This is a genomic window from Butyrivibrio proteoclasticus P6B7 (assembly GCF_000622085.1).
Classification (GTDB): Bacteria; Bacillota; Clostridia; order Lachnospirales; family Lachnospiraceae; genus Butyrivibrio; species Butyrivibrio proteoclasticus_A.
In genome coordinates this window covers 155,771-180,518 of sequence record NZ_JHWL01000004.1, presented here as the reverse complement: position 1 = coordinate 180,518, position 24,748 = coordinate 155,771, and the positions used below count along the sequence as shown (strand labels likewise).

Annotated in this window: 17 protein-coding genes and 1 other RNA gene; 2 read left to right on the top strand and 16 right to left on the bottom strand. The window is 40.8% G+C overall.

The features are described from left to right. Positions 1–2: 2 nt before the first annotated feature. From T541_RS0105495 to T541_RS0105470, 6 genes are all read right to left on the bottom strand, one after another. Entirely contained in the window at positions 3–5,678 is a 5,676-nt protein-coding gene (locus T541_RS0105495; RefSeq protein ID WP_026651747.1) for a DUF6531 domain-containing protein, read from the bottom strand. A gap of 30 nt (positions 5,679–5,708) precedes the next feature. Next, entirely contained in the window at positions 5,709–6,092 is a 384-nt protein-coding gene (locus tag T541_RS0105490; protein WP_026651746.1) for a hypothetical protein, read from the bottom strand. Between the two features lie 24 nt (positions 6,093–6,116). Continuing rightward, positions 6,117–6,557, bottom strand: coding sequence for a DUF5082 family protein (locus T541_RS0105485; protein WP_026651745.1), 441 nt, complete (start codon positions 6,555–6,557; stop codon positions 6,117–6,119). Positions 6,558–6,695: 138 nt separating this feature from the next. Then, entirely contained in the window at positions 6,696–12,089 is a 5,394-nt protein-coding gene (locus T541_RS0105480; protein WP_026651744.1) for an RHS repeat-associated core domain-containing protein, read from the bottom strand. A 78-nt stretch (positions 12,090–12,167) separates the two neighbouring features. Beyond that, the gene (locus tag T541_RS0105475; RefSeq protein ID WP_026651743.1) at positions 12,168–12,542 is read right to left on the bottom strand and encodes a hypothetical protein; all 375 of its coding nucleotides are present in this window, start codon (positions 12,540–12,542) and stop codon (positions 12,168–12,170) included. Positions 12,543–12,565: 23 nt separating this feature from the next. Beyond that, positions 12,566–12,925, bottom strand: coding sequence for a hypothetical protein (locus T541_RS0105470; RefSeq protein WP_026651742.1), 360 nt, complete (start codon positions 12,923–12,925; stop codon positions 12,566–12,568). A gap of 216 nt (positions 12,926–13,141) precedes the next feature. On the opposite strand from T541_RS0105470, the gene T541_RS0105465 reads away from it, so the two are divergent. Both T541_RS0105465 and T541_RS0105460 read left to right on the top strand, forming a co-directional pair. Further along, positions 13,142–14,800, top strand: coding sequence for a putative bifunctional diguanylate cyclase/phosphodiesterase (locus T541_RS0105465; RefSeq protein WP_026651741.1), 1,659 nt, complete (start codon positions 13,142–13,144; stop codon positions 14,798–14,800). 153 nt (positions 14,801–14,953) lie between these two features. Continuing rightward, positions 14,954–15,202: an HPr family phosphocarrier protein gene (locus T541_RS0105460; protein ID WP_051538108.1), complete on the top strand. Its 249-nt coding sequence runs from the start codon at positions 14,954–14,956 to the stop codon at positions 15,200–15,202. Positions 15,203–15,277: 75 nt separating this feature from the next. On the opposite strand, the gene T541_RS0105455 is transcribed toward T541_RS0105460, so the two are convergent. The 10 genes from T541_RS0105455 to rpoD all read right to left on the bottom strand — a co-directional run bounded on the left by T541_RS0105455 (position 15,278) and on the right by rpoD (position 24,732). Continuing rightward, on the bottom strand, positions 15,278–16,165 hold the full coding sequence (locus T541_RS0105455; RefSeq protein WP_026651738.1) for a DegV family protein: 888 nt from the start codon (positions 16,163–16,165) through the stop codon (positions 15,278–15,280). Between the two features lie 117 nt (positions 16,166–16,282). Continuing rightward, the gene (locus T541_RS0105450; protein WP_013280467.1) at positions 16,283–16,561 is read right to left on the bottom strand and encodes an HU family DNA-binding protein; all 279 of its coding nucleotides are present in this window, start codon (positions 16,559–16,561) and stop codon (positions 16,283–16,285) included. Between the two features lie 186 nt (positions 16,562–16,747). Next, on the bottom strand, positions 16,748–18,007 hold the full coding sequence (locus tag T541_RS0105445; RefSeq protein WP_026651737.1) for a 6-phosphofructokinase: 1,260 nt from the start codon (positions 18,005–18,007) through the stop codon (positions 16,748–16,750). 86 nt (positions 18,008–18,093) lie between these two features. Beyond that, positions 18,094–19,179 carry an endonuclease/exonuclease/phosphatase family protein gene (locus T541_RS0105440; RefSeq protein ID WP_051538107.1) on the bottom strand — a complete coding sequence of 362 codons (1,086 nt, stop codon included), beginning with the start codon at positions 19,177–19,179 and terminating at the stop codon, positions 18,094–18,096. A 62-nt stretch (positions 19,180–19,241) separates the two neighbouring features. After that, the gene (locus T541_RS0105435) at positions 19,242–19,457 is read right to left on the bottom strand and encodes a hypothetical protein (protein WP_026651735.1); all 216 of its coding nucleotides are present in this window, start codon (positions 19,455–19,457) and stop codon (positions 19,242–19,244) included. 46 nt (positions 19,458–19,503) lie between these two features. Further along, entirely contained in the window at positions 19,504–20,640 is a 1,137-nt protein-coding gene (locus tag T541_RS0105430) for an AI-2E family transporter (protein WP_026651734.1), read from the bottom strand. Between the two features lie 92 nt (positions 20,641–20,732). After that, positions 20,733–20,941: non-coding RNA, 6S RNA (ssrS, locus tag T541_RS21070), on the bottom strand. Positions 20,942–21,069: 128 nt separating this feature from the next. After that, entirely contained in the window at positions 21,070–22,725 is a 1,656-nt protein-coding gene (locus T541_RS0105425; RefSeq protein WP_026651733.1) for a nucleoside kinase, read from the bottom strand. Between the two features lie 12 nt (positions 22,726–22,737). Further along, positions 22,738–23,559, bottom strand: coding sequence for a class I SAM-dependent methyltransferase (locus T541_RS20570; RefSeq protein WP_051538106.1), 822 nt, complete (start codon positions 23,557–23,559; stop codon positions 22,738–22,740). Between the two features lie 9 nt (positions 23,560–23,568). Then, the gene (gene rpoD / locus T541_RS18895; protein WP_051538116.1) at positions 23,569–24,732 is read right to left on the bottom strand and encodes an RNA polymerase sigma factor RpoD; all 1,164 of its coding nucleotides are present in this window, start codon (positions 24,730–24,732) and stop codon (positions 23,569–23,571) included. Between the last annotated feature and the right edge of the window lie 16 nt (positions 24,733–24,748).

Sequence of the window (24,748 nt, the reverse complement as noted above, 5' to 3'; positions counted from 1 at the left end):
ATTTACGCCTCACAACTATTTGCTGCTTCCATTATCGCTGATACAAGTAAAAAGATTGCAAAAGCAGCAGCAAATTCAACTCCAAAAAGCGCCATAATAGCACATACAGCAGCGGCTCCTGACAATACCAGCAAAATTGTCCCCACTATATTCCAATCAATATTAAGGTTTAGATTAAAATTAAAAGAAGAATTGGAATTTACTTGCTTTAAATATTCGAGTTCCATTTCCAATTCATATTCTAGCTCTATTAAAGCATCTGGGTTAAATTTTTTTCTAGCTTTCTCAATATATTCTTCCTCAGGAACCTTTACTAAAGCTTCCTGGCCATCAGGAATTTCTCCCACATATTCGTAATATATTACTCCTGGATTTTCTTCGAGAGTAAAATAAACTATATATTGCCCTTTATTTTCCAAAGAAGGAACAATATACAGAGGCTTAAATGTTGTTCCATATTCAACATCTGTTATATGTCCAAATCCAGGACTATCTGGCAACAAACCAATATATCGATCAATCTGTTGCTGAACCAATTCTGGATAAGTAATTTTGCTACCACCAGGATCAGCAGGATTATTAACACGTATATACTCATTAGCTGCATTAGCAGATTTAATCTCATACACTTCTGCAGTATCCCCAATGACCAACACCATGTCAGCATATCCTTTATTTCCATTTCCCTTCGATGATGCTCCAGGTATTGGAACTTCAACAAATCCCTGGACAATTTCACCATTTATTTCTTGTGGTATTCCATATTGCATCAGAAACAAAGCTTGAAGCATTAAATGCGCTTCTTTTCCTTCTTCCTTCGTGTAATGTCCATTTGGATCAGTATATTTCAATGGATTATTAGCACAATAAATATATAGATTATGAGTCTCTGGTTCAGCTTTTGAGATGTAGATTTCATCATCTTTTGATATAAATCGTCCTGATTGATTATCATAGTATCTCGCCTGAGCATACATATTTCTGTGCCCTGCATCAATTTGATAACCAGCAAATGCAAATGGCTGTATTATATTTCCATCAACATAATAATTCTTCCTAGATTTTGCCCAAGAAAAGCCATTATCAGAACATCCCAAAAGATCATTACCAAATTCGTCAAAAGCATAATCAAGCGCAGAACTTCCATCGGTTCCTGTTAATCGCATTACGCTTCCCACCTCATCATGGAGATAGTAATAATCAACCCCTGCTTTATTCATTGATACTACATTTTTAGCATCATAGAAAAAGCTCTCTTTATTCTCTCCAGAAGATAATTCTAGCAAATCACCATATTCTTTTGTTAGATCTGTAAAATACTTCTCTTCTTTACCATTTGTTGTTTTACCAACTCGCTTATTAAGGCCATTATATCTATACAGTGTTTTTACTTCTTTTTCTTTTTGGAAAACAAGATGGTTTGCTGCATCAAATCCACATTCCAACAAAGTTGCATGGTTTTCTTTCTCTTTGATAAGGTTTCCTCTTCTGTCATATTCATATTCTCTAATAACGGAAACTGAATCCTTTTCACTCTTGGTATTTATTCTTTGAAGACATAGTCTATCAAGCTCATCATAGAAATACTCGCAAGTTTTATCTTTATCCTCATACAATGCCCTGTTGCCAAAGCCATCGTATTGGTATTTCCTTATACTGATTCCATTTTGGAACACTTCTGTGACTCTACCGTTATTATCATATTTGAAATCAAACACTCCTGAATAGTCACCTAGTTCATCCCTGCTACGAACAATCTTTATAGTGTTCCCAACTAGATCATATTCATACTCATAGCTATCCAAGGTTTTCTTTTCATTGTAATGCCTAATTGATTTAAGCTTTCCGCCTTGATAGTATTTATACTCGGTCTGAACACCATTTGGCATTACTTTCTTTGAAATCAAGCCATCATTGTAATCATAAACTATCTTATTCTCTTTTGTAGCCTCAGCATCTCCTGCAAAAGAAATCATTTCAGATAGATTGCCATCATTATCATACCTGTATTCTATATAAGTTCCACTCGGATAGTTTACCCTCTCTTTCTTACCATTAGCTGAATATAGATATGACGCCTCTTCGCCTTCAGGATAAATCACTTTTGTTGTTCTACCAATATCGTCACTCTCTATTTGAGTTAATCCTAATGAATCTCTTACTTCTTTTAGGACATTCAGAGCGTTGTATGCGTATGATACTTTATTACCATCCGCATATTCAATTTGTTTAAGATTGTCATTAAGATCCCATACATATTTTGTTAAATTGCCATCTCGATCTACACGTTCAGAAATGTTCCCAAGATAATCATAACGATACTCCTCTTTATTACCATCTGCATCTATAATTCCAGTAACATTACCAGCTGCATCATATTCATATAAAGTTATATGTCTACGGGGATCATCAGCTATAATTCTGTCAGCAATTTTAGCATTACCAACTTTTTCTATACTTGTCATGAGACCAAGCTCATTATATTCATATCTGATGCCAGATCCCATAGGATCACTGACAGTCTTTAGTTTTCCTGTTTTGGTATAACTATAGTTCGTTACCAAACCACAGTCATTGACTCGTGTTATTCTTCCTCGTCTATCATAACTATACTCTATAGTTCTGCCACTACTAAAAGAAACTTTATCAACTCTGCCGCATTTATCATGGCTATACTCAGTATAGAAGCCATCATTTTCTACAATTTTTGATACCCTACCACAGATATCATATTCAAACGATTTTAGTAACTGTTCGCTATCAGAACAACTATTTCTTTTTGTGACTTTAACAAGTCTACCACTCTTATAATGGTTTTCTTTTATTACACCTCCAGGGTATTCTGCAGTCTTTATTTTTCCTATCTTGTTATATGAATAGCTTGTTCTATTTCCTACTGGGTCAATACGCTCTACAAGTCTACCCGTCTTATCGTAGGCAAATTTAGTTTCACCACCATTGGCATCTATAATAGACAGCAGATTACCATTTTTATCATAATCGTATTTTTTGATTCCACCATTTCCATCAGTTTCCTCTTTAACACGTCCAAGCCCATCATATTTGCGTGACATCACAGTGACCTGACAATCCATTTCGTCTCCAGAAGATGGATATTTCATCATACTTATGATTTTTCCCGTTTTATCATAGCCATATCCCGTTTTTCGCCCTTCTGCATTTGTAATAGATACAAGATTACCTAAAAGGTCATATTCATATTTGACTTCTCCCCCATTTGGAAGAATCATTTTTTCTTTTCTCCAAGAGGTATCATATATAAGTCTTGTCCTATTATTCTCTTCATCAGTAAAACTACATGGTTTTCCGATGGAATTGTACGCCCACTCTCTTCTGGTTTCATCTGGATAAGTTACTTTTTGAACTTTTCCAGATTTAGTATACTCAATACTTGTTTCATTACAGAGTGGATCTTTTATAGCAACTATGCGATTCATAGAATCGTAGCCGTATTCTGTTCTACTACCTTTTGCGTCTATAGTAGCCTTCACACGATTCAGTTCATCATATTCATAATTCAAACACACGCCTGAAGGATCAACTATCTTAACAATATTTCCATTCCTATCCTGTTCAAATAAAGTTTTGTTGTTTTCAGCGTCTCTGATAGCAACAATCATTCCATCCCTATAATCATATTTTGTTTTATTGCCCTCTGGATCAATAACGCAACAAAGATTATCCTCGAGATCATATTTATACTTGTACTTGTTACCTTCAGAATCCTTTCTTGAAGACAACTTTCCTTCAGCATTATATGTATATGTTTCATGAAGTCCCTCAGGCCCTATTATCCCTGTAATATGTCCCTTACTATCATATGTAAATCTTGTTGTAAATCCATTTCTATCAGTGACAGATGTTTTTTGGTTTTTATCATTATATGTGTATTTTTCTTCTACGCCCTGCTCAGGATATCTTGTTCCAATATGTCTTCCAAACTCATCAGAAAGATACTGAACTTTACATCCATTCTGCTCTGTCGCAATAGTGATATGCTTCTCATCGTCATACTCATAAGACATCTCACCACCATCAGGAAATATCTGGTGAATGACACGTTTCTTAGAATCATATTCATTTTTGAGCGCCACTATTTCATCCTGACTTATAGATTCTACAATCATTCCTTGATCATCGTACTTATATCTTCTACAAGTTTCGTCAGGATAAATTATCTGTACAAGTCTATGTGCAATTGAGGATGTTTTATCATCTTTTATCTCTTCATATTCATATCTGCAACTCCTACCAGTATGGTCCTCAATCTTTGTTAATAATCCGTTTTTATTATATATGAATTTAACTATAGCCCCGCTCTTTGTTGACACTCTTTCCGGAAGCGCAATCAGTTCTGCATTTCCTTCAATGTTTCCGTTTCTATATATCGTTGTATAAACTATAGTTGTATTCTCACCATTATGGTCTCCCTTAGCCACAAGGAATCCATCGGCATCATATTCTTCGTAATAGCCATTATCATGAGTAACTTTAAAGCCATTCTGAATTTCTCTAAGAATTCCCTCTTCTCCATGAATTTCAAGATAAAGCTCCTCTTTGCCAAGCGTTGTCTTTCTATAAACAAGCTCTCTACCATCAAATGTGTTTAAACGATAATCGTCATCCTTATCTTTTACAAGACGACTGTCAAACACACAGCTCCATCCATTTCCAAGAAGTCCCACACGATCTGACTGGGCATTATAAAAACGCCTGAAAGAAATAGGAAATCTTCCAGGAACTGTAAGATCAGTTCTGTCATTTATGTAATTACCATTACACATATTTACAGGGTCATATTTATAGACCTGGCATCTTGGAACAAGGCCCTTTAAGTACAGACTAAAAGTTTCCAAGAACTTAAGGAATTTCTGCCTGTCTTCCTCACTAAGAAGATCTTTTACGTCTGTCCACTTAACGTTCTGGAAAGTCTCATAGTACCTTGTAAGGTCAAAAGAACCATCGCCAAGAGCAGCATTTACATTTCGAAGATTCTCAAGAAGCGCTGGACAGATAGCCATAAATTCGCTGTTACTGAAATCATCACTATGCTCTTCCATGAAATCAAGATATGTCTTTTTAAATTTCTGAACAAAGCCCTCTTCACCTTCTACAGATACGAAAGCTTCAAAGGCTTCCTTTGAAGGCTCAGGATCAGGCTCTGTAAATTTGGAGTATGTAAGGAAAGAACAACCTGCTATTGCTTCCTGACAGGCGTCCCTCGCCGTCTTGATGGTGTCTGATGTTGTTCTAAAGTCATTATTATAGTCTGTGTAATCTGAGATAATCTTATCAAGCTGCTGACTCTTAACTATGGCATTTTCACTGGCATCAACCTTATCGTTGAAATCGTCGACCAGTGAAATTTCATCAGATAGTTTTCCTCCTATCATCATTCCATGGAGGTGCTCGATTGAGTAGATAGCCTCCTGAACAGCTTCAAGCTGTCTTTCATTGACAAATGCCTTAGATGACTCTGCTTCAGGTCCCCTGTGCTCTGAATCATTTACAAAGTCATTTAACGCTAATGCTACTTCATCTATATATTCCTCAAATGTATCATAGATCTTGCCACACTCAGTAAAATACTCTGTGATTTTTTGGTGGTGCCACTCTCTGTTATCTCCCTCTGCGTATCCGCCGTTTGTATCTGACAAGAATGTATCCTCCTTTATACCTAATCTATCTTATACAGCGCTATAGGTTTCATTACCTTTAGCAATTTCTTTTTCTTTTTCTGTATCAACAGAAACGTAGTTCTCTTTAATATTCCTCATTAGTTTGACCAAGGTCTTCGTCTCATCCTTCATAGCATGGAACATATCCAGCGCTATATGATCAGCCTCCTGATAATCGGGAACAACTTCATTTATAAGACACTTCGCGTCAGGCTCAACATATGCCTGATTGTCATCAACAATGAGCTCATTGTTATCTGAAATACGATCTACTATCTCTGTATATACTTCTTCATTAATGCTGACATCGCCCTGATCTGCTGTGCTTCCAGATGGCGCTCCACCTCCAACATCAGCGTTTGCATCATATGTATATTTCTTTTGATATATCATTTATTCTCTCCGCAATTTTTTTCATTACATAACATCCATGTACGATGTTCCACCACCGCCACCTCCACCAGATGTTTCTGGTTCCTCGTCCGGTGCTGTAAGCAGAGCTTCTTGAAGCTCAGATATCTGCTCCTGCAATTCTTCTATCTTTTCTGAAAGATCAGAAATATCCTGAGATATTTCTCCCATCAGAGTTTCTACATCTCCATCATATGTTCCAACTGCTGATGTTGTGTCATTGTTCATTCCATCTGCAGTGACTTCATTCTCACCTGCCCAGTCATCATCAGCTTCACCACCAAGTGGATATGGCGCTGATATAGAAGCATATGTTCCTTCATCAAAAGCTGATTTCGTATTTGTTATTGTTTCCAAATTCGTCTGCAACGTCTCCATTATGGCAATGTAGCCATTCATTTCTTCCGTCAAAGCTGCAATCTTTGCCTCTATTTGTTTTTTAGTCATAAATACTCCTGATTCATCTAGTATTCAGCAAGGGGGATGCCTGCGCAAGCAAAGCATCCCCCTGCTAATTCATTACTTTTTTGTATCACACTTCCGACATCGCCAGACATTTAATTCAAGCGTAGTCTACAGCCAACGTTAGCAGCTACCTGCATATCCGTATCTGTTCTGGGCATTGCCTGCTGCCTGCTGACCTGCAACAGTTGTAGGTACTGTAGATGCAGCGCCGCCTGCTGCCATGCTACCACCTTTTCCTGACTTGTTGCCCCACTTCTCTGATGGATCCTCAGGAAGACTTCTTAAGTACTTAAGTCTCTCATCAAGAGCTGTAGTTCTGTCCTTAGCAAGACCTCTGTTTCTTCTCCAGCCATCTGCTGTCTTGGAGTAGAGACCATCGATTCCTCTTCTGGATCTTCCAAGTCCTGATCTGATATCAGAATTGCCACTGCCGTTGCCGCTCATAAGTGGAATTCTATCTCTTGAAGCACCTGTAGAGGTAGATCCAAACATGTGGCCAAGGCCTCTCTTAGCATTTCCGCTTACAATGTCGCTACTACCCTTGAAGGAATTTCCAGAAGCAGCGCTGCTCATTCCAGAACCGCCCGCAGATGATCCTCCAAATATAGGTCTGCCTGCAAGAGCTGCTCCGCCAGCAAGACCTCCAGCCAAGCCACCTGTAGATCCTGTAGCGCCAGTTCCGCCGCCTGCACTGTTACTTACAAGCATTGTACTTCCGTTTGCTGCCTTGTAAGGAGCAAGTACAGATGTAGCGCTTAAGTTAAATCCACCGCTTGGGAAGTTACCATCAACGTCCACAAGGCTGATAGGATTGTTAAAGCAGTAATTGTAATGGTTGATTGTCTCAGGCTCATCAATAAAGCCTCTTACTCTATCCTCTGCATTGAATCTTCCTGACATCGGATCGTAGTAACGAGCCTGTGCATAGGAAAGACCTGAAACCTCATCATCCTCATAGCCTGTAAATGCAAATGGCTGACTAACCTGACCATTTCTTCTGATTGTCTTTTTACCAAAGTCGTCGTAAGAGTATGCGTTAACCACTGCGCCATCTGTTCCAGTAAGGTACATTGTGCTTCCAAGCTCATCCTGGAGGTAATAGTAGTTCTCACCGCCCTTATTCATGCCTACAACGTTGGTGTCATATACAAACTTCTCGTCCTGTCCGTTTACAGTTCTTTCAAGAAGGTTGTAGTAATCTCTTGAGATATCGCATACATACTCTACTGCGTGCTCTGGGCTAAGAGACTCAACTCTGTAGCCAAGACCGTTGTACTTGTATGTTGTGCTACCCATAGCAGCATCTGTAGCCTTTACCATCTTGCCCTTAGCATCAAACTCAAAGGCCTTCTTAACTACATCACCTGATAAAAGAGCTACCTGGTTACCGCGTCTGTCATATCTGTAGGAGCTTACAACTTCACTTCCCACGCCGCTCTTAACAACTGATCTTGTAAGTCTGTCCAGAGCATCATACTCATAAACAGTCTCTGTGCCAGCTTCCATCATTCTTGATCTGTTGCCAAATCCGTCATACTCGTAGGAAGCGCTAAGCTCGCCATTTACTGAGCTCTTTGAAAGTCTTCCAAGGTTGTCATACTCGTAGTGGTATGCACCAGAAGCCTCTTCGCAGTCTCTTCTCTTTCTCTCGATGTCAGTAATTGCATTAGCTGAATTGTACTTGTAGCTGTACTCATCAATAATGCCCTGAGCATCTGAGCTTACTAGGCTCTTAAGAAGTCCGCCCTGATAGTAATCAAACTTAACGTTGATACCATTTGGAAGTGCCTTACCGCTAAGTCTTCCAGCAGCATCGTAGGAGTAAGATACCTCTCCGTCACTATTAAGGCTCTTCATTCTGCCAAACTCATCAAAGCTGTACTCAACTCTCTTGCCATCTGGATAGATAACAGCAGTCTCATGATCATATGGGCCATACTCATAAGCGATTGATCTGCCCTTATAATCTGTTACCTTTGTTGTTCTTCCAATAGCATCGCTTTCAATGCTTGTAAGACCAAGCTCGTCCTTAACCTCTTCAAGAACGTTAAGAGCGTTATAAGAAAGTCTTACGCAGCTGCCATCAGCATAATCAATGCCTGTGACATTGCCATTTAAATCTCTTGTATAAACCGTTCTGTAACCGTCTCTGTCTGTGTGACTAAAGAGCTTGCCACAGTTGTCGTATTCATAAACATCCTTAATACCAAGAGCATCTGTAACAGTCTCAAGCTTACCAGCAAGGCTGTGCTCATAGATTGTTACACGGCCGTCGCCTTCACTACCAGCTGCGAATCTCTCAATCTTCTTAAGAAGATCAAGCTCATCGTAGGTGTACTCAGTTCTGTTACCAATAGCATCAACTACGCTCTTAATCTTGCCTGTTCCTGTGTAAGCGTAGGTTGTAACCTTATCGCCCTCTTCCTTGGTAAGAACTCTTCCGCAGGCATCATAGGTGTAGCTGATAACTCTTCCTGTAGATTCAGAAATTGTCTTGATATTGCCAGCAGCTGTGTAGCTGTAAGTAGCAGTAAATCCATCTGCCTTAGTCTCTGTAGCAATTCTGCCGCAGCTATCGTACTCATAAGCACTTACAAGGATTTCCTCACCTGCTGCCTTCTTGCATACCTTAATGAGTCTTCCATCCTCATAGGTATTCTCTGTAACAACACCTGAAGGCTCAGTTGTAGTCTTGAGATTACCAGCCTTATCGTAGGTATATGCTGTTACATTGCCCTCTGCATCAGTCTCTTTAATAAGTCTTCCAGCAGCGTCATATTCCATCAGGGTCTCATGACCATCAGCATCTGTAACCTTAGTAATTCTGCTTTCTCCGTCGTACTCATACTCTGTTCTGTTACCATTTCCGTCGTACTCAGCAGCAATTCTTCCAAGGCCGTCATACTCATATTCGTTAACAACAACCATGCATTCTTCTGCTTCGTCAGGCTTTTCTACAGTAAGGACATTGCCCTCTGCGTCGTAGCTGTACTCAGTTACTCTGCCATCTGCATCACTGGTCTTAACAAGATTACCAAGAAGGTCATACTCAAATGTAAGCTCTCCGCTGTTAGGAAGAACGATCTTCTCTTCCTTCTGCATGTTGTTGTAGTAAACCTTAGTAGTTCTAAACTCCTCATCAGTAAAGGCTGATGGCTTGCCCATCTCGTTGTACTCCCAGCGTCTTACTGTTCCGTCTGGGTTAGTGATGCTTACAAGTTTTCCAAGAAGGTCGTACTCATAAGAAGTTACATTACCCTCTGGATCAACGCTTCTGATGATGTTGCCATTTGCATCCACATCAAAGGTTGTTCTTGCACCATCTGCATTCTCAGTGGCAACAACTCTTCCAAGTTCGTCGCACTCATACTTAGTTACAACACCGCTTGGATCAGTGATTGATGCAATAAAGCCTCTCTCATCATAAGTAAGATAGGTCTTTTTATTCTCAGGATCTCTGATAGCTACAACTCTACCTGCCTCATAATCAAACTTGATCTTGTCGCCAAGAGGATTAGCAACGCTGTAGAGATTGCCATCAAGGTCATACTTATACTTAGTCACATTGCCATCAGAATCCTTTTTAGAGGTCATTTTGCCCTCTGAATCGTATGTGATGTATTCGTGTAGCCCCTCTGGTCCAAAAATGCTCATAAGGTGTCCATAATTGTCATATGAGTACCTTGTTGTATATCCACGTCTGTCTGTATAAGAAACCTTCTGGTTCTGATCGTTGTAAAGGAACTTCTCATCCACGCCAAGATCTGGGAAGCGTGTTGCAATGTGGCGTCCCATCATATCTGACACATACTCAACTCTGCAGCCATTTGGCTCAACAGCAGTTGTGATGTGGCTTTCCTCATCGTAGCTAAAGCTGTAAACACTGCCATCAGCAAGAGTCTGCTTAACTACTCTGTTCTTGTCATCATACTCATTAACAAGAGTAACCACGCCGTCTGCACGAACTGAAGTCTGGATAAGACCATTCTCAGTGTAGGTGTACTTACGCTCTGCACCGTTAACAGCAACGATGGATGTGAGTCTGTACTCATCATTCTCATCCTCATATCTGTAGCTTACTTCTCTTCCTGTATGATCCTTAGCCTTTGTTAAAAGACCTTTCTCATCATAGGTAAAGGATAATGAGCAGCCCTCTTTTGTCTTAACAAGACTAGGAAGAGCCTTTCTTACTTCTGCTCCGTCAACTACCTTCTCAAAAATCTCATAATCTACTGTTGTGTGCTGACCGTAGTTGTCACCAGCTGCAACGAGATATCCGTCAGTATCAAAGTCGTAATATCTGTTGTCGTCATAGGATAAGCGATATACGTTATCTACAAAATGGAACACGCCGTCATCACCATGTACTTCAACGTATGCTTCCTCACCAGCAATAGTTGTCTTCTCAAAGTAGCACTCCTTACCATCCTCGAAGAAAAGAACTATATCATCACCCTTAAGGGAAATGTGCTGCTCATAGTTAAAGTTCCAGCCCTTACCAAGAACGCCTACTTTGTCAGAAAGAGCGTTGTAGAAGCGTCTTGCCTCGATGAAGTATCTGCCTCCGGAAACAGAAATGTCTGCTTCACTGGAGATAAAGTTACCTGTGATCATGTTGACAGGATCGTAGTTGTAGGACTGAGATCTAGGCTCAACACCCTTCTGGTGATCTCTGTACTTCTCAACATCCTCCTGCTTCTTCTCGTGCTCTTGTTCCTCTCTCTTTCCGTCATCGATATCAGGATCCTCAGTTGGATCGCCCATGATCTCCTTAAGGTTCTTAAGTACTCTGTCAATAAGAGTCTTAAACTCACTCTTAGAGAAATCATCCTCGTGCTTTTTGATAAAGGACTCAAACTTCTTATAGAAGGTAACAACAGTACCCTTTGTTTCATCTGATGTTACAAACTCGTCAAAGTCACACTGAAGATGCTTGCTATCTGGTTTCTTAAGCTTAACCTTCTTGGTGACAGAACTCTTCTTAATGATGTCTTTAGCTCTTTTATAAGTTGCCTCGATATCCTTGGCAATTTCACCGAACTCACCATTGTACTGAGCGAAATCTTTAATGACCTTCTCAAGCTTAGCACTTGAAAGAATGGCCATATCATTTTCATCCAGCATTTCATTGAAGTCATCAAGAACAGGGGCAGTTCTTCCCTTGCCCTTGCCTTTTCCAAGCATCATAGACTTTAAAGCCTCTGCTGCATTCACTGTATCAACCAGTGTCACATAGAGTCTACACTGAACAAAGTACTTGGACTCATCAGCCTCTGGTCCTGTATGCTCATCATCATTGATAAAATCGATAAAAGATCTTTCCATTTCATCTGCAGCGTCAAGAAATGGATCAATGATCTTCATGCATTCTTCAAAATATTCTCTGGCCTTTTCCTGGTTCCATGTAACATCATCTCCGCTAAAGCCCTCGTTGATATCGTAATTGATCTTGCGTGTTCCTGGCGCAGGGCAATTCAGTGAAGTCGTTGTAACATTTATATTATTCTCTCCCACTTTTTTCCTCTCCTAACATTTCACTTTTTTCATATTAAGCTGATAATCCCCATTATCAGCATCAAATCCACAATTAAATCAGTCGAGCTTTGTTGTAGCTACGCCGTCTACGTTCTCATAGTTCGCAGCAACCTTATCCATGGTAACAGTTGCTTTGTTAATACATTCCTTAAGTCTCTGGATTGTCTGACCCAGGACCTCGTTGGCATTTCTGTAGTCAGGCATAACAGGGTTGTCAAAGCATCCCGACTCAGTAGGTCCAAGATATGTTCTGTACTCAGGCATCTGGTGATTACTTCTCTTGATTCTCTCAACTTCATCCCTATACCTTTGCTCATTTATAGCAATAGTATTTTCAAGCTCCTGGATCCTTGCTGCCTGTTCTTGTATTACCTTGTCTTTATCTACGACCTTTTTTCCTCTTTTTTTGGCCTTATTTGAACTTTTCCCCATGACCTTTTAACCTCCGCGTATTATTAGAGTGCTGCCATCTGCTTTTTAAGCTTTTTAATCTTTTCTTTTAAAAGATCTATCGCCTGACCGATCTGATCGATCAGGACCAGTGTTTCCTCTTCATATTGGTAACAACTACTCTTGATCTCATTCTTTTTCTCTTCGGCCTTATCAGCATTGTTACCTCTCCAGCTAAGAAACCCAATTCCGCCGCTTTCATATATCTCATAATCAGCGACAGGCTTCTCCACATCATCAACGAATCTGTCCAGGTCCTTGCGAAGCTGCTCCTGACAATCCCTTAGTTCAAGCATCATCTGCATGTACTTGACGATTTTCTGTTGTATCTTTTCTTTTTGTGCTGCTATCTCCGCATTTGACATCCCCACTTTTCTCCTTTATTCAAAATATAAATTTTTTATTAACAAATACACACTCTATAGTTATAACAGATAATGGCATAAAAAAGTTGCAATTAGTTGAAAATTTTTAAAAAAAATTTTCATGCTACCCCCTTGCAACATCTAATGTGATTGATATTTTGTTAAGCTTTTAATAAAATAATATATATACACACTTTACTATGAGGGCGTAAAAGTATGACATTTGAAAGAAGTTTTGAGAATTTTGTCCAGATTCTATCTGAAGAAGACGTTACTCCAGAGATTTCTCCCAGCGCTCTTGCAGATCTGGCAAAAGAATTTTCTTTAAGATCCATAGTGGCAATTGTGTCAGATAATAAAGATTCGGATAAAGCCGGATCTGCGGATACTATTGTGCCATTATTTGGACCTGTCCCAGAGGATGAACCACCTGCTTATTTTTTCAAACGTGATATGCCTGCCAAAAAGACTGTTATCTACAACATATATCTTTTTGGTGATGGTTCATGGAATGAAGAGGAATACAAGGGCTTTGGCCTTATCATTGATATTCTCTCCTTCCATATGGAGAGATTCCTTCTTGCAAATATAGTTAAACAAAGTGCCCTTACACAGTATCTTACAGGCCTTCCTAATTCAGGAGGCTTCATTGTATTTGCCAAGTCTTTGTTTGAGACCAGGGCAATCATGAACTATGATTCATTTTTCTTTAACCTTAAGAACTTTGGTTTGTTTAGCAGACGCTATGGTATAGCTGAAGGCGATGAAATTATAAAGCGCTATGCCAATAAGTTAAAAGAGTTCTGTCAGGAGGATGAAATAATCTCCCACTTTGGCGGCGACAATTTCACCGCCCTTATCAAAAAAGAAAGAACCAAGCAGTTCCTTAAATACTTGTCAGGAGTTCCTGTATATGGAATGAAGAATGATAAGAAGGAGGACTTCAAGATATCTGCCGTTGCCGGTGTTTACGCTGTTGACGAATCCTTAAAGGAGCCTGGACAGCTTATTTCCAGAGCAGCCATGGCTCTTGCCTATGCCAAGAACGAAGCCAATAAGCCTTACGTATTCGTTAATAAAGCCATGAGCACCAAGATCTACAGGCAAAAGCAGATTGAAGACAGATATGAGGAAGCTCTTCAGAACGACGAGTTCAGGATCTATCTTCAGCCTAAGGTTGACATTAGAACCGGCGAAATAGTTGGAGCTGAGGCCCTTGCAAGATGGTTCTGCAACGGCATAGTTCTTTATCCTGTAGAATTCATACCTATCCTGGAACAGGAAGGAATGGTGGCAACACTTGACCTCTATGTTCTTAAAAAGAGCTGTGAATTTATAAAGGGCTGGATTGACAATAAGCAGCCTGCGATTCCGGTATCAGTGAATTTCTCCAGGAAAGACCTTAATTACAAGCACCTTGCAAGAGAAATCTGCCAGATAATCGATGAATCCGGTGTTGACAGAAAGTATATCGAGATTGAGGTTACTGAGACAGCCAGCGAGGATGAGCGCATCCTTATGACCACTTTTCTTAATAAACTTAAGGATATGAACATCACCACTTTAATAGATGATTTTGGAACAGGCTACTCTTCTCTTTCTACACTGAGGGACTTCCCAGTTTCCATTATCAAGATAGACAAATCCTTTATTGACAACGAGCCCCTTAATGACAACGATCGGATTGTCCTTAGAAGTATCGTAAATATGGCTAAAGAACTTGGCATTACTGTTATAGCTGAGGGCGTTGAAAGAGAGGATCAGATAGACCTTCTTAAGGAAGTTGGGTGCAATATTGTACAGGGATTCATGTATGACAATCCTATGCCTAAAGCGGACTTTGAGAAACGCTTAGGCAAGGGTACCTACGCTTAGCCGCATGGATACTGGCTTCCAGCGAAAACGTTTAAGCAAAATTTTATATTTTTTTTATAATTTATTTGTTCACAAAGTGTTCACAAAGTGTTACACTATTCTCTGTCGCCGGTATTTGAAGGCCTGCGATTTATGAGAAGGGGAAAATAGATTATGAAAAAAGAAGTAAAAGTATCACTGGGAGGGAAATCCCAAATCGTTCAGTTCATCAACATGAATTCCAAATCTTCATGCGAGATTGATGTTCAGGATGGACACAGCTATATCGATGGAAAGTCGATCGTTGGTCTGTTATCACTGAATCTTTTCAAACCTCTTGAGGTTACAGTAATTGGTGATGACAAGAAGATCTCAGCTTTGATCGATAGCTACAATTCACATCAACTTTTGCTTGCTGAATAAGCTAGCTGATGATAAAAAAGAGACCCAAGGGGGTCTCTTTTTATTTGCAATAATTATGTTATTAAGTGGTATCTATCAGTCTACTCTCTTGCCACCCCAGAAGAACAAAGCAACTGTTCCCGGGCCTGTATGGCTTCCAATAGTAGTTCCGATGCTATAGATTCTAACCTTGCCCTTAAGCTTAGGGAACTTCTCCTCTACAAGATCTGCAACAGCTCTTGCATCTGCATAGCAGTCAGAATTGGAGATATAGCACTCTCCGTCGTAGTCAGGACCCTTGTCAGCAAGCTCAAGCATCTTCTGAACCTGAGCCTTGATAACAGCGTTCTTACCACGAATCTTGCTGCGTACAATAAGTCTTCCCTGATAGTCAACGTTCATAAGAGGACAGATATTAAGCACGCTTCCGATGGTACCTGCCACCTTGGATACTCTTCCGCCTCTGATAAGGTACTTAAGGTCGGATACAAAGAACCAGTGCTGGCACTCAAGTCTGTGCTCGATAACCCACTCATATACCTCATCAATACTCTTGCCCTCATCTCTAAGGTCTGCAAGTCTGTCCATAAGAAGGCCGTAACCTGCTGATGCAGCCAGAGAATCAACTACGAAAAGCTTTCTGTCAGGGTACTTCTCCTGGAGCTGGTCTCTTGCAACGATGGCAGAATTAAGAGTACCGGATATTCCAGAACTGAGGGTAAGATGGATAACATCCTTGCCTTCCTTAAGGAATTTCTCAAAGTATTCTGCATACTCTCCAACGCTTACCTGAGAGGTGCGTGTCATGGCTCCCTGGGCCATTCTCTTATAGAACTCGTCAAAAGAAATTGACTGGCCAAGGTCATCTGCGTATTCCTGATCATCTATCTGGAAATGGAAGCAGATATAACTAATATTCCTTCTTGTAAAATGTTCATTATCAAGATCTGCTGTTGAACAACAGCTTAAAACAAAATCGCTCATTGAAAAGCCCTCTCTTAACTCTTTTTCACTCCCTATATCATACTCTATTATTCTATATGTATCAATCAAGACAGAAAAAAGGCTGCACGCAATGTGCAGCCTTATATTCCAAAGAAATTATTTCTTGTTTACAAGATCCTTAAGAGCCTTACCAGCCTTGAACTTAGGTGCTACAGATGCAGGAATCTTGATAGCAGCGCCAGTCTGAGGATTCTTACCTGTTCTAGCAGCTCTCTTTGTTGTCTCGAATGTACCGAAACCAACAAGCTGAACCTTACCCTTCTTCTTAAGCTCCTTTGTTACTGTGTCTGTGAAAGCGTTGAGTGCTGCAGCAGCATCCTTCTTTGAAAGACCAGCTTCCTTTGCGATTGCATCAATAAGTTCTGTCTTGTTCATTAGTTTTCCCTCCAAAAAGAAAATTTATTTATTACAATGCCCATTTTACCACTATTGTGTACCCCAAACAACCCAAAAACATAGAAAATTACTGAAAAAATCAAATATTTTTCAAAAAAAGCCGCATTTTTTCTACATTTGTTATATATCATATAGATAAAGCGCTGTTATTTACTATGCATTACATCAAAGGATATCCTGGAATCCAGGTCTGTAAAGATGTCTTGGAATACCATCAACCATGATAGGTCCAACATCGCCCTGAATAAGAGGTCTTACATATGTGATGAACTCATTAGTTACATATGTACCATCCTTGCTGATCCACTCTCTTGGAACTGTACGCTCATCGTTAGCAATCTTGTGAACGTCCTTAACCTCTGTTCCAGCCTGATAAGGATCATCAGAAAGTCTCTCGATAACTACCATCTTGCCGCTATCGCCTTCGTCTGCAGCCTTCATGGCAGCACCACCAACCTCGTAAGCCTCAAGGATATCTACACGAGATGCGCAGTGGCTGGCAGCTCTCTGAAGAGTTGAAAGCTCGATGGCACGTGTCTTACAACCGCACTCCCTAGCAACTACGTCGCAAAGGTATCTTGCTGTACCTGTAAGCTGCTTGTGTCCAAAGGCATCAACATAATCAATGTTGTTACCAAGCTCACTTACATACTTGCCGTCCTTGGTTCTGATACCCTCAGAAACAGCAACTACTATAGAAGCTTTAGTCTTAAGAAGACCTTTGATTTTCTTAATGAATGCATCCATATCGAATGCAAGCTCTGGAAGATAGATAGCATCTGGTCCGTCACAGTCTTCGCCCTTTGCAAGTGCTGTAGCGCCTGTAAGCCAGCCTGCGTTTCTACCCATTACTTCTACAATGATAACCTGTCCATGACTTGTCTCAAGTGACCAGCTATCTCTTATGATCTCTTTTACGGAAGTACCGATGTACTTGGCAGCTGAGCCATAACCCGGAGTATGATCAGTAAGCGCCAGATCGTTATCGATTGTCTTAGGGCAGCCTACGAATCTGATGTCTGAACCAGTGATTATAGCGTAGTCTGAAAGCTTTTTGATTGTATCCATGGAGTCATTGCCGCCGATATAGATAAAGCAGTCAATTTCCAACTTGACGAGAATCTCAAAGATCTTTTCATAGATATCTTTGCTCTCGAAGATCTCAGGAAGCTTGTATCTGCATGATCCCAGATATGCAGATGGTGTTCTCTTAAGAAGCTCAATATCAAGGCCAGACTGAATGTGATCAGAAAGATCAACATATCTGCCTTCCATAAGGCCCTGAACACCGTGAATCATACCGTAGACCTTCTGATATCCACGGTCGATGGCAGTTCTATAAACTCCAGCAAGTGAAGAGTTAATAGCTGCGGTAGGTCCTCCCGACTGTCCAACAATTACGTTTCGTTTCTTTTTCTGTACCATTACCCCTGTTCCCCTTTCAAAAGTATCATACTTTTACATTATATTCGAAAAAGCGTGCAGTGTCATGCACTTTCTCCCCAATGCAATCACTTTTCCAAATAAAATTCAACGTATACAGGATTATGATCTGAATACTTAAATCCCAGATCAATAGTAGAAATATCCTTGATAACAACATTACTAGATGCTATAACCCCATCAAGCATATAGTACTGAAAATGTTCCGGATCCTTGTTCTCTGCAGTTACCAGCACTCTGTCAAGACTTCTTCCCGTTGGCACTGATGGATCTGTGTAAAAAGACAGATCTGGATCAAACTCATTAACATCGATAAAGCCAGGCTCCCAAGGTGCATCTATGTTGGGATATCTGCTGGTATCTGTGGTGGAAAAGACCTGATTAAAGTCCCCCACAGCTATGACATAATTACCCTTTGCAACCTCATCCGCCATAATGCCCTTAAGCATATTGGTCTGCTCCACCTTGCCCTCTCCATCGTCATAGGCTTCAAGATGAAGATTGATAAACACAAGCTCTTTATCCGATCCTGCAATACTGTGCCGTGTTACAAGAAGGCACCTCTTAATATTGGCAACTCTTGAAGGCCATTTAAAAGGACATGGAAGCTGATATCTCTCAGCATCAGTAATGGAATACTTACTAAAGGTCAGTAGTCCACTATAGACCTTACCAATTGGTGGAATCGGATAAGGCAGAAAAGACACACTGAAATTAGGGGCAAACACATACTGTCTGTCCACAATTCTGGATTCACAATTATCGCTGATGTACTGCTTTTCATCAATGAAATAGGATCTGGATGAGCTTATGTCTAGTTCCTGAAAGAACAGAAAATCCGGATCTAGCTGATCTATTACATCACAAATGCCATCAAGATTGTAAACAACCCTCTCCTCAGTTGCGGTGTTAACCATTTTACCGCCATCCATGAAGAAATCGGCATTGTCTCCAAGGGCTCCGTAACCAATATTCCAAGTAGCAAAACGATAATCAACTTCTGTGTTAAGTCTGGTGCTCTTGGCACCGTAAATGTTCATCTTCTCAAGGTCTGCCGGCTTATATTCCTGCACTGTAAGATATGCAGCAAAAAGAGCTGTAAAAAAGACCAGGTGAAAAAGGACTGAAAGTATGGCCTTAATAAACTTCTTCATGTTGCTCCTAAATAGAATCATAAAGGGCATCTGTTATTCACAGATGCCCATAGTTATACATATTAAAAATCTTCTTCAAGGTAAGCCGCTTTCCTTCCGCTAGCCTTACCAATGCTGTATGCAATTGAAACAAGCACAATGGTGCATACTGCGGCCGCAACACATCCAACAAGCAGTCTCTTCTTCTGCTCGTCCATGCCTTCCCATATCTCCATAACTGTGTTGATCTTGTTCTTACAAAACTCCACAGCTGTATCTACGAATCCAACAATATCCATACGCCCCTCCGTAATCAGTATGTGAAATCATAACTATAGATATATTTTACCCCTGCTTGCGCTTTTGCTCAAGCCTTTTTAACAGATAATCCTTCCAGGTGAAGTCCAAAATTGCAGCAAATGGAATGGCTATAAGGATACCCATTACGCCAAAGAGCCTTCCACCAAGGATGATTGCTATAAGGATCATAAGAGGTGATACTCCAAGGCTTTCTCCAAAGAGCCTTGGCTTAAGCACATATCCATCCACGGTCTGAAGAATCAGTGTGAAGATGATAAACCAAAGGGCATACCATGGATTAACAAGAACCAGGATAAAGCCGCCAATCACAGCACCAACAATAGGTCCAAAGGTAGGTGCTAAGTTAGTCACACCAACAATAACTGAGATAAGTACTGAGTATGGAAGGCCAGCCACCAGCATGTAGATAAAGTTGGCAATTCCCACAATAATACCGTCGATAATATCGAAACTTATGTATCTGATAATGATCTCGTTACATCTTTTTGCAAATATAGCTGACTTCTCGTAGGAATCCTCCTTGAGGATAAGGGCCATCAACTTGGAAAAGCCCTCAATTATCCTGTGCTTATCAAGAAGAAGGTAGATAGCAAGTATAAAGGCCAGCACGCCATCAAAAACGCCTTTTCCGATGGATGCTGAGGTTGCAACAAAGGAATCCATGTTGCTGCCAAAATAATCGCCAATACTGCTGAGGGAGTTTTCAGCAAACTCTGCAATCTGGGCAAAGCTGATACCAAATATTCTTCTGTTGGTTGATCCCTCAAACTGCTTAAGAAGCTCCTGGGAAGACTCAATATATCCGGACATATTAGAAGCCAAAGTGGCTGTACTGTCTATAAGCTGAGGAATAAGAGCTGCTCCAAGTAATGAAACAAAAAGAAGTATGGTAATGATGGTACAGGCAACACTGAGCCTCCATCTGTTCTTCTCATTCTTCATTCTTTTGAAAATGTGATTGTCGTAAAGCTTAGATATTGGATTAAAGACATAAGCTACGATAATTCCTGAAACTACAGGCTTAATAAACTGGTAGAAGCCACTGATACCCCTTCCTATAGTTCCAATGTGGGACAACAGCATGTACAGAATCACTGCTGAACAGGTAGCTATTGTATAAGACACCCATTTTTTCTTGAACCACTTGTTGTTAAGCTTCATAATTGTCCTTTCATGAATCAGGGTTAATACATCTATGTCTATTATACATGGAAAAAGCAGCCATATAAAATATATGACTGCTTTATTTTCCAATGTTACCCAAAATGCCGGTTCCTGTTATTTGACTCCTAGCTAACGCCAGGTGGGTTACCGCAACCTATATGCCTGTCTTCCTCTCCCATAGCTTACCTGCGCATGCGCAGCACCGAAGGCGTGACATTTATATAAGTAATGTAGGAGTCCCGTTTAAAGTAACTGTAGGTTCAAATTACACAGGAGTTGTCGGACATCCCAGGAAAAGAACTAGGTTCTTTCTAATTCTTATTATACCCATAGGACCCCGAATTTCAAGGGTTTAAGGGCTAATTTAACATACTTTTTATGTATTTATCAGTTTTTAATCACTTTGTGATTGAATCAAGGTAAAAATTAAACCTTAAAGCAGCTTCCTCCAACGAATTCTCTGCAGATTGAATTCCTTGGAAGCATAGAGCTGTCAACGCTTACAAAGTAGTCAAGGAACTTAAGAAGGCGTTTTGCCTCAAAATATTCAGGATCAGTCTTCTCAATCGAGAAAAGAAGCGGCTCTGCAAAAGGTTTAATAACTGCCAGCTCATAAATCTGAGCTGAATTAAACATCTCATCTGCTCCCTCCTGGAATGGGAAGATATTCTGCTCTTCTCCTGCTCGAACAGATCCCCACATTCTGATGGTATCCTTGGCGGATGCTCCTCTTGTTCTTGCATCTCTTACAATTCTACGAAGAAGTCTTCCATCTGTTGTTGGAATTCTATTATGTGAATCGATTGAAAGAGTTGTAAGAGCGCTTATATAAATCTTAAACTTAGACTCCGCAGGAAGTGAATAGGACATTCTCTCATTAAGTCCGTGGATACCCTCGATAACAAGGATATCATTAGCACCAAGCTGCAGATATTCTCCGTTGTATTCCCTTTTACCGGTAACGAAGTTAAACTCCGGCATCTCAACTCTGTCTCCGTTAAGAAGCCTTGTCATATCTCTGTTAAAGCCCTCAACGTCAATGGCTTCAAGACATTCAAAGTTGTAGTTGCCATCCTCGTCCCTAGGTGTTTCCTCTCTGTTAACAAAATAGTTGTCCAAACTGATAGGATGTGGCACCATACCAAAGCTTCGCAGCTGAATGGACAGTCTGTTGGCAAAGCTGGTCTTACCCGAGGAACTTGGGCCAGCTATCATTACAAATTTAACATGGCTCTTTTGCTGGATATTGTGGGCTATCTGGGCAATTCTACGCTCCTGAAGAGCCTCCTGAACAAGTATCATCTCGTTGATGCGTCCCTGGCAGACCTGATCGTTAAGATCTCCCACGTTATCAATTCCCATCATGATGCCCCAGTCGCTGGCAAGCTTCATGGTGTTAAAGAGCTTTTCTCTAGGTTCAGACACCACCAGCTTATCAGGCTCTCTTATGGTTGGAATTGTGAGAAGCAGGCCATCGTGATATCTGTCAATCTGGAACTTATCGATATATGAGGTGTTAGGCAGCATGTAGCCATAGAAATAGTCGTAGAAATCCTCAAGCTTGTAAATGTTGATCTCAGAGCTTCTCCTATAGCGAAGAAGTGCCATCTTATCATGCATTCCCTGCTTATTAAAGATCTCCAGCGCATCCTCCAAAGGATAGACCTTCTTGGTAATAGGAATGGCTCTGTCCACAAGATCCTGGAATTTCTCAGAAACCTGTCTGGCAAACTCATCCGTTACCTCAACACCGCCTCTGATGGTGCAATAATATCCATTTCCGATGGTGAATTCCACCTTGGTAGATACCTTGCTCTTTTTGCCGACTACGTCATGAACTGCCTTGATAAGCATCATAACTGCAGTTCTTCGCATAGTCTTATTACCAATGGAATCCTTGAAGGTCAAAAAGGTCAGCTCGCCGTCCTTCTTAACCGTCTTCATAAGCTCTCTGATCTTGCCGCCAAAGATTACAGCAGCAATTCTTGAATCATACTGACTCTGGTACTCCTTTGCGATTTCTTCAAAGGTGGTACCCTTTTCGTATTCTTTAGATTCACCATTAATTGTAATTACAGGCATATGCGCTCCTTTTTAGTCTATAAGTTTAAGTGCAGCTACAATATCCTCAATTTCTCTATTAACTTGGTTATAACGCTCACTGTGAGCATCAGGGTCAAGATTACCTATAACGCTTTCAAGGACCTCTTTTCCATGCTCAAGGTAAGCTTTAAGGGCTTCATCCTTAGAAAGGAGATTGTGTTCTCCAAATTTGTTGCAGATGTCTCTGGCTCTTGCATCGTCGCATCCGCATTTACTTACAAGCTCTTCCTCCACCTGTGACAGGACTTTGTTAAAAGAGCTATCTCCATTCGCAAATGAAACCTTCGTTGGGAAATAGTACTTACCATCCTCGAAAATAACTCTCTCTTCAAGAATCTGGTAGTTATTATCCCTTAAAAACTGCCTGAAAAGATCTAGTTCTGACTGGGGCTGAAGCACAGCTCTTTCTATGCCAAGCTTAGAAAGAGATACATCACTTAAAAGTCTCATCATGAGTTTTCCACCCATTCCCGCTATTATAACGGAATTGGCTTCGCCCTCCTTGAGAGCTGTAAGACCATCTGAAAGTCTTGTACTTATGCTCTGTGAAAGTCCAAACTCTGCGATATTCTTCTCAGCTCCAGAAAGTGGGCCCTTGCGGACGTCCATGGCTATGGCTTTAGTGGCTATTTCTTTTAACAAAAGATATATAGACACGTAGCCATGGTCACAGCCAACGTCAGCAACCTTAAGGTTATCTCCGGCAGTACCCAGCATGTCTGCCACGGTCAGTAGCCTTTCAGACATGCGGGATTTAATTATCTGTAATCTGTCAGAATTATCTGTTGTATTGTTGTTAATCTTATCTGTCATAGCACTGGATCAATCAAGGTAATCCTTGAGCTTACGGCTGCGGCTTGGGTGACGGAGCTTTCTAAGAGCCTTAGCCTCGATCTGACGGATACGCTCACGGGTTACGTTGAATTCCTTACCTACTTCTTCAAGAGTTCTTGCTCTTCCATCATCAAGACCAAAGCGGAGTCTAAGAACCTTCTGCTCACGCTCTGTAAGAGTTCCAAGAACCTCTACAAGCTGCTCCTTAAGGAGTGTGAATGCTGCTGCATCAGCTGGTACTGGAACGTTATCATCCTGGATGAAATCACCAAGATGTGAATCTTCCTCTTCACCGATAGGTGTTTCAAGAGATACTGGCTCCTGAGAAATCTTGAGGATCTCACGAACTCTCTCAACTGGCATATTCATCTCTTTTGCAACCTCTTCTGGAAGTGGCTCACGGCCAAGTTCCTGAAGGAGCTGACGGCTTACACGGATGAGCTTGTTGATGGTCTCAACCATGTGAACTGGGATACGGATAGTTCTTGCCTGGTCAGCGATAGCTCTTGTGATAGCCTGTCTGATCCACCATGTAGCGTAGGTTGAGAACTTGAAGCCCTTACGGAAGTCAAACTTCTCAACGGCCTTGATAAGACCAAGGTTGCCCTCCTGGATAAGGTCAAGGAAAAGCATTCCTCTACCAACATATCTCTTGGCAATACTTACAACGAGACGAAGGTTAGCCTCTGCAAGACGCTTCTTAGCTTCGTTTCCTTCGTAAATGATTGCATTAAGCTCTTTCTTTCTCTTGTCTGAGAGCTTGTTCTTGCCCTCATCCTCTGCAAGCTCTTTTTCAGCCTCAAGGCCTGCTTCCATAGCCTTTGCAAGGTCAATTTCCTGATCAGCTGTAAGAAGAGGCACCTTACCGATTTCCTTAAGGTACATTCTTACTGGATCCTCGATGCTGATTCCATCTGGAACTGACAGGTCGATATTCTCCATATCAACCTCATCCTCATCTGTAAGAACCATATCGTCATCATCAGGAATATCATCGTCTGTATCTGAAACTCTAAGAACGTCGATTCCAGAATTCTCAAGGACTTCGAGAACGTTATCAAGCTGCTCCTCGTTAAGGTTAAGATCGCTGAAGAAATCGCTGATCTCAGCATACTCAAGAACGTTTTTCTTCTTCTTGGCAAGAGCAAGGATTTCTTTTACCTTCTGG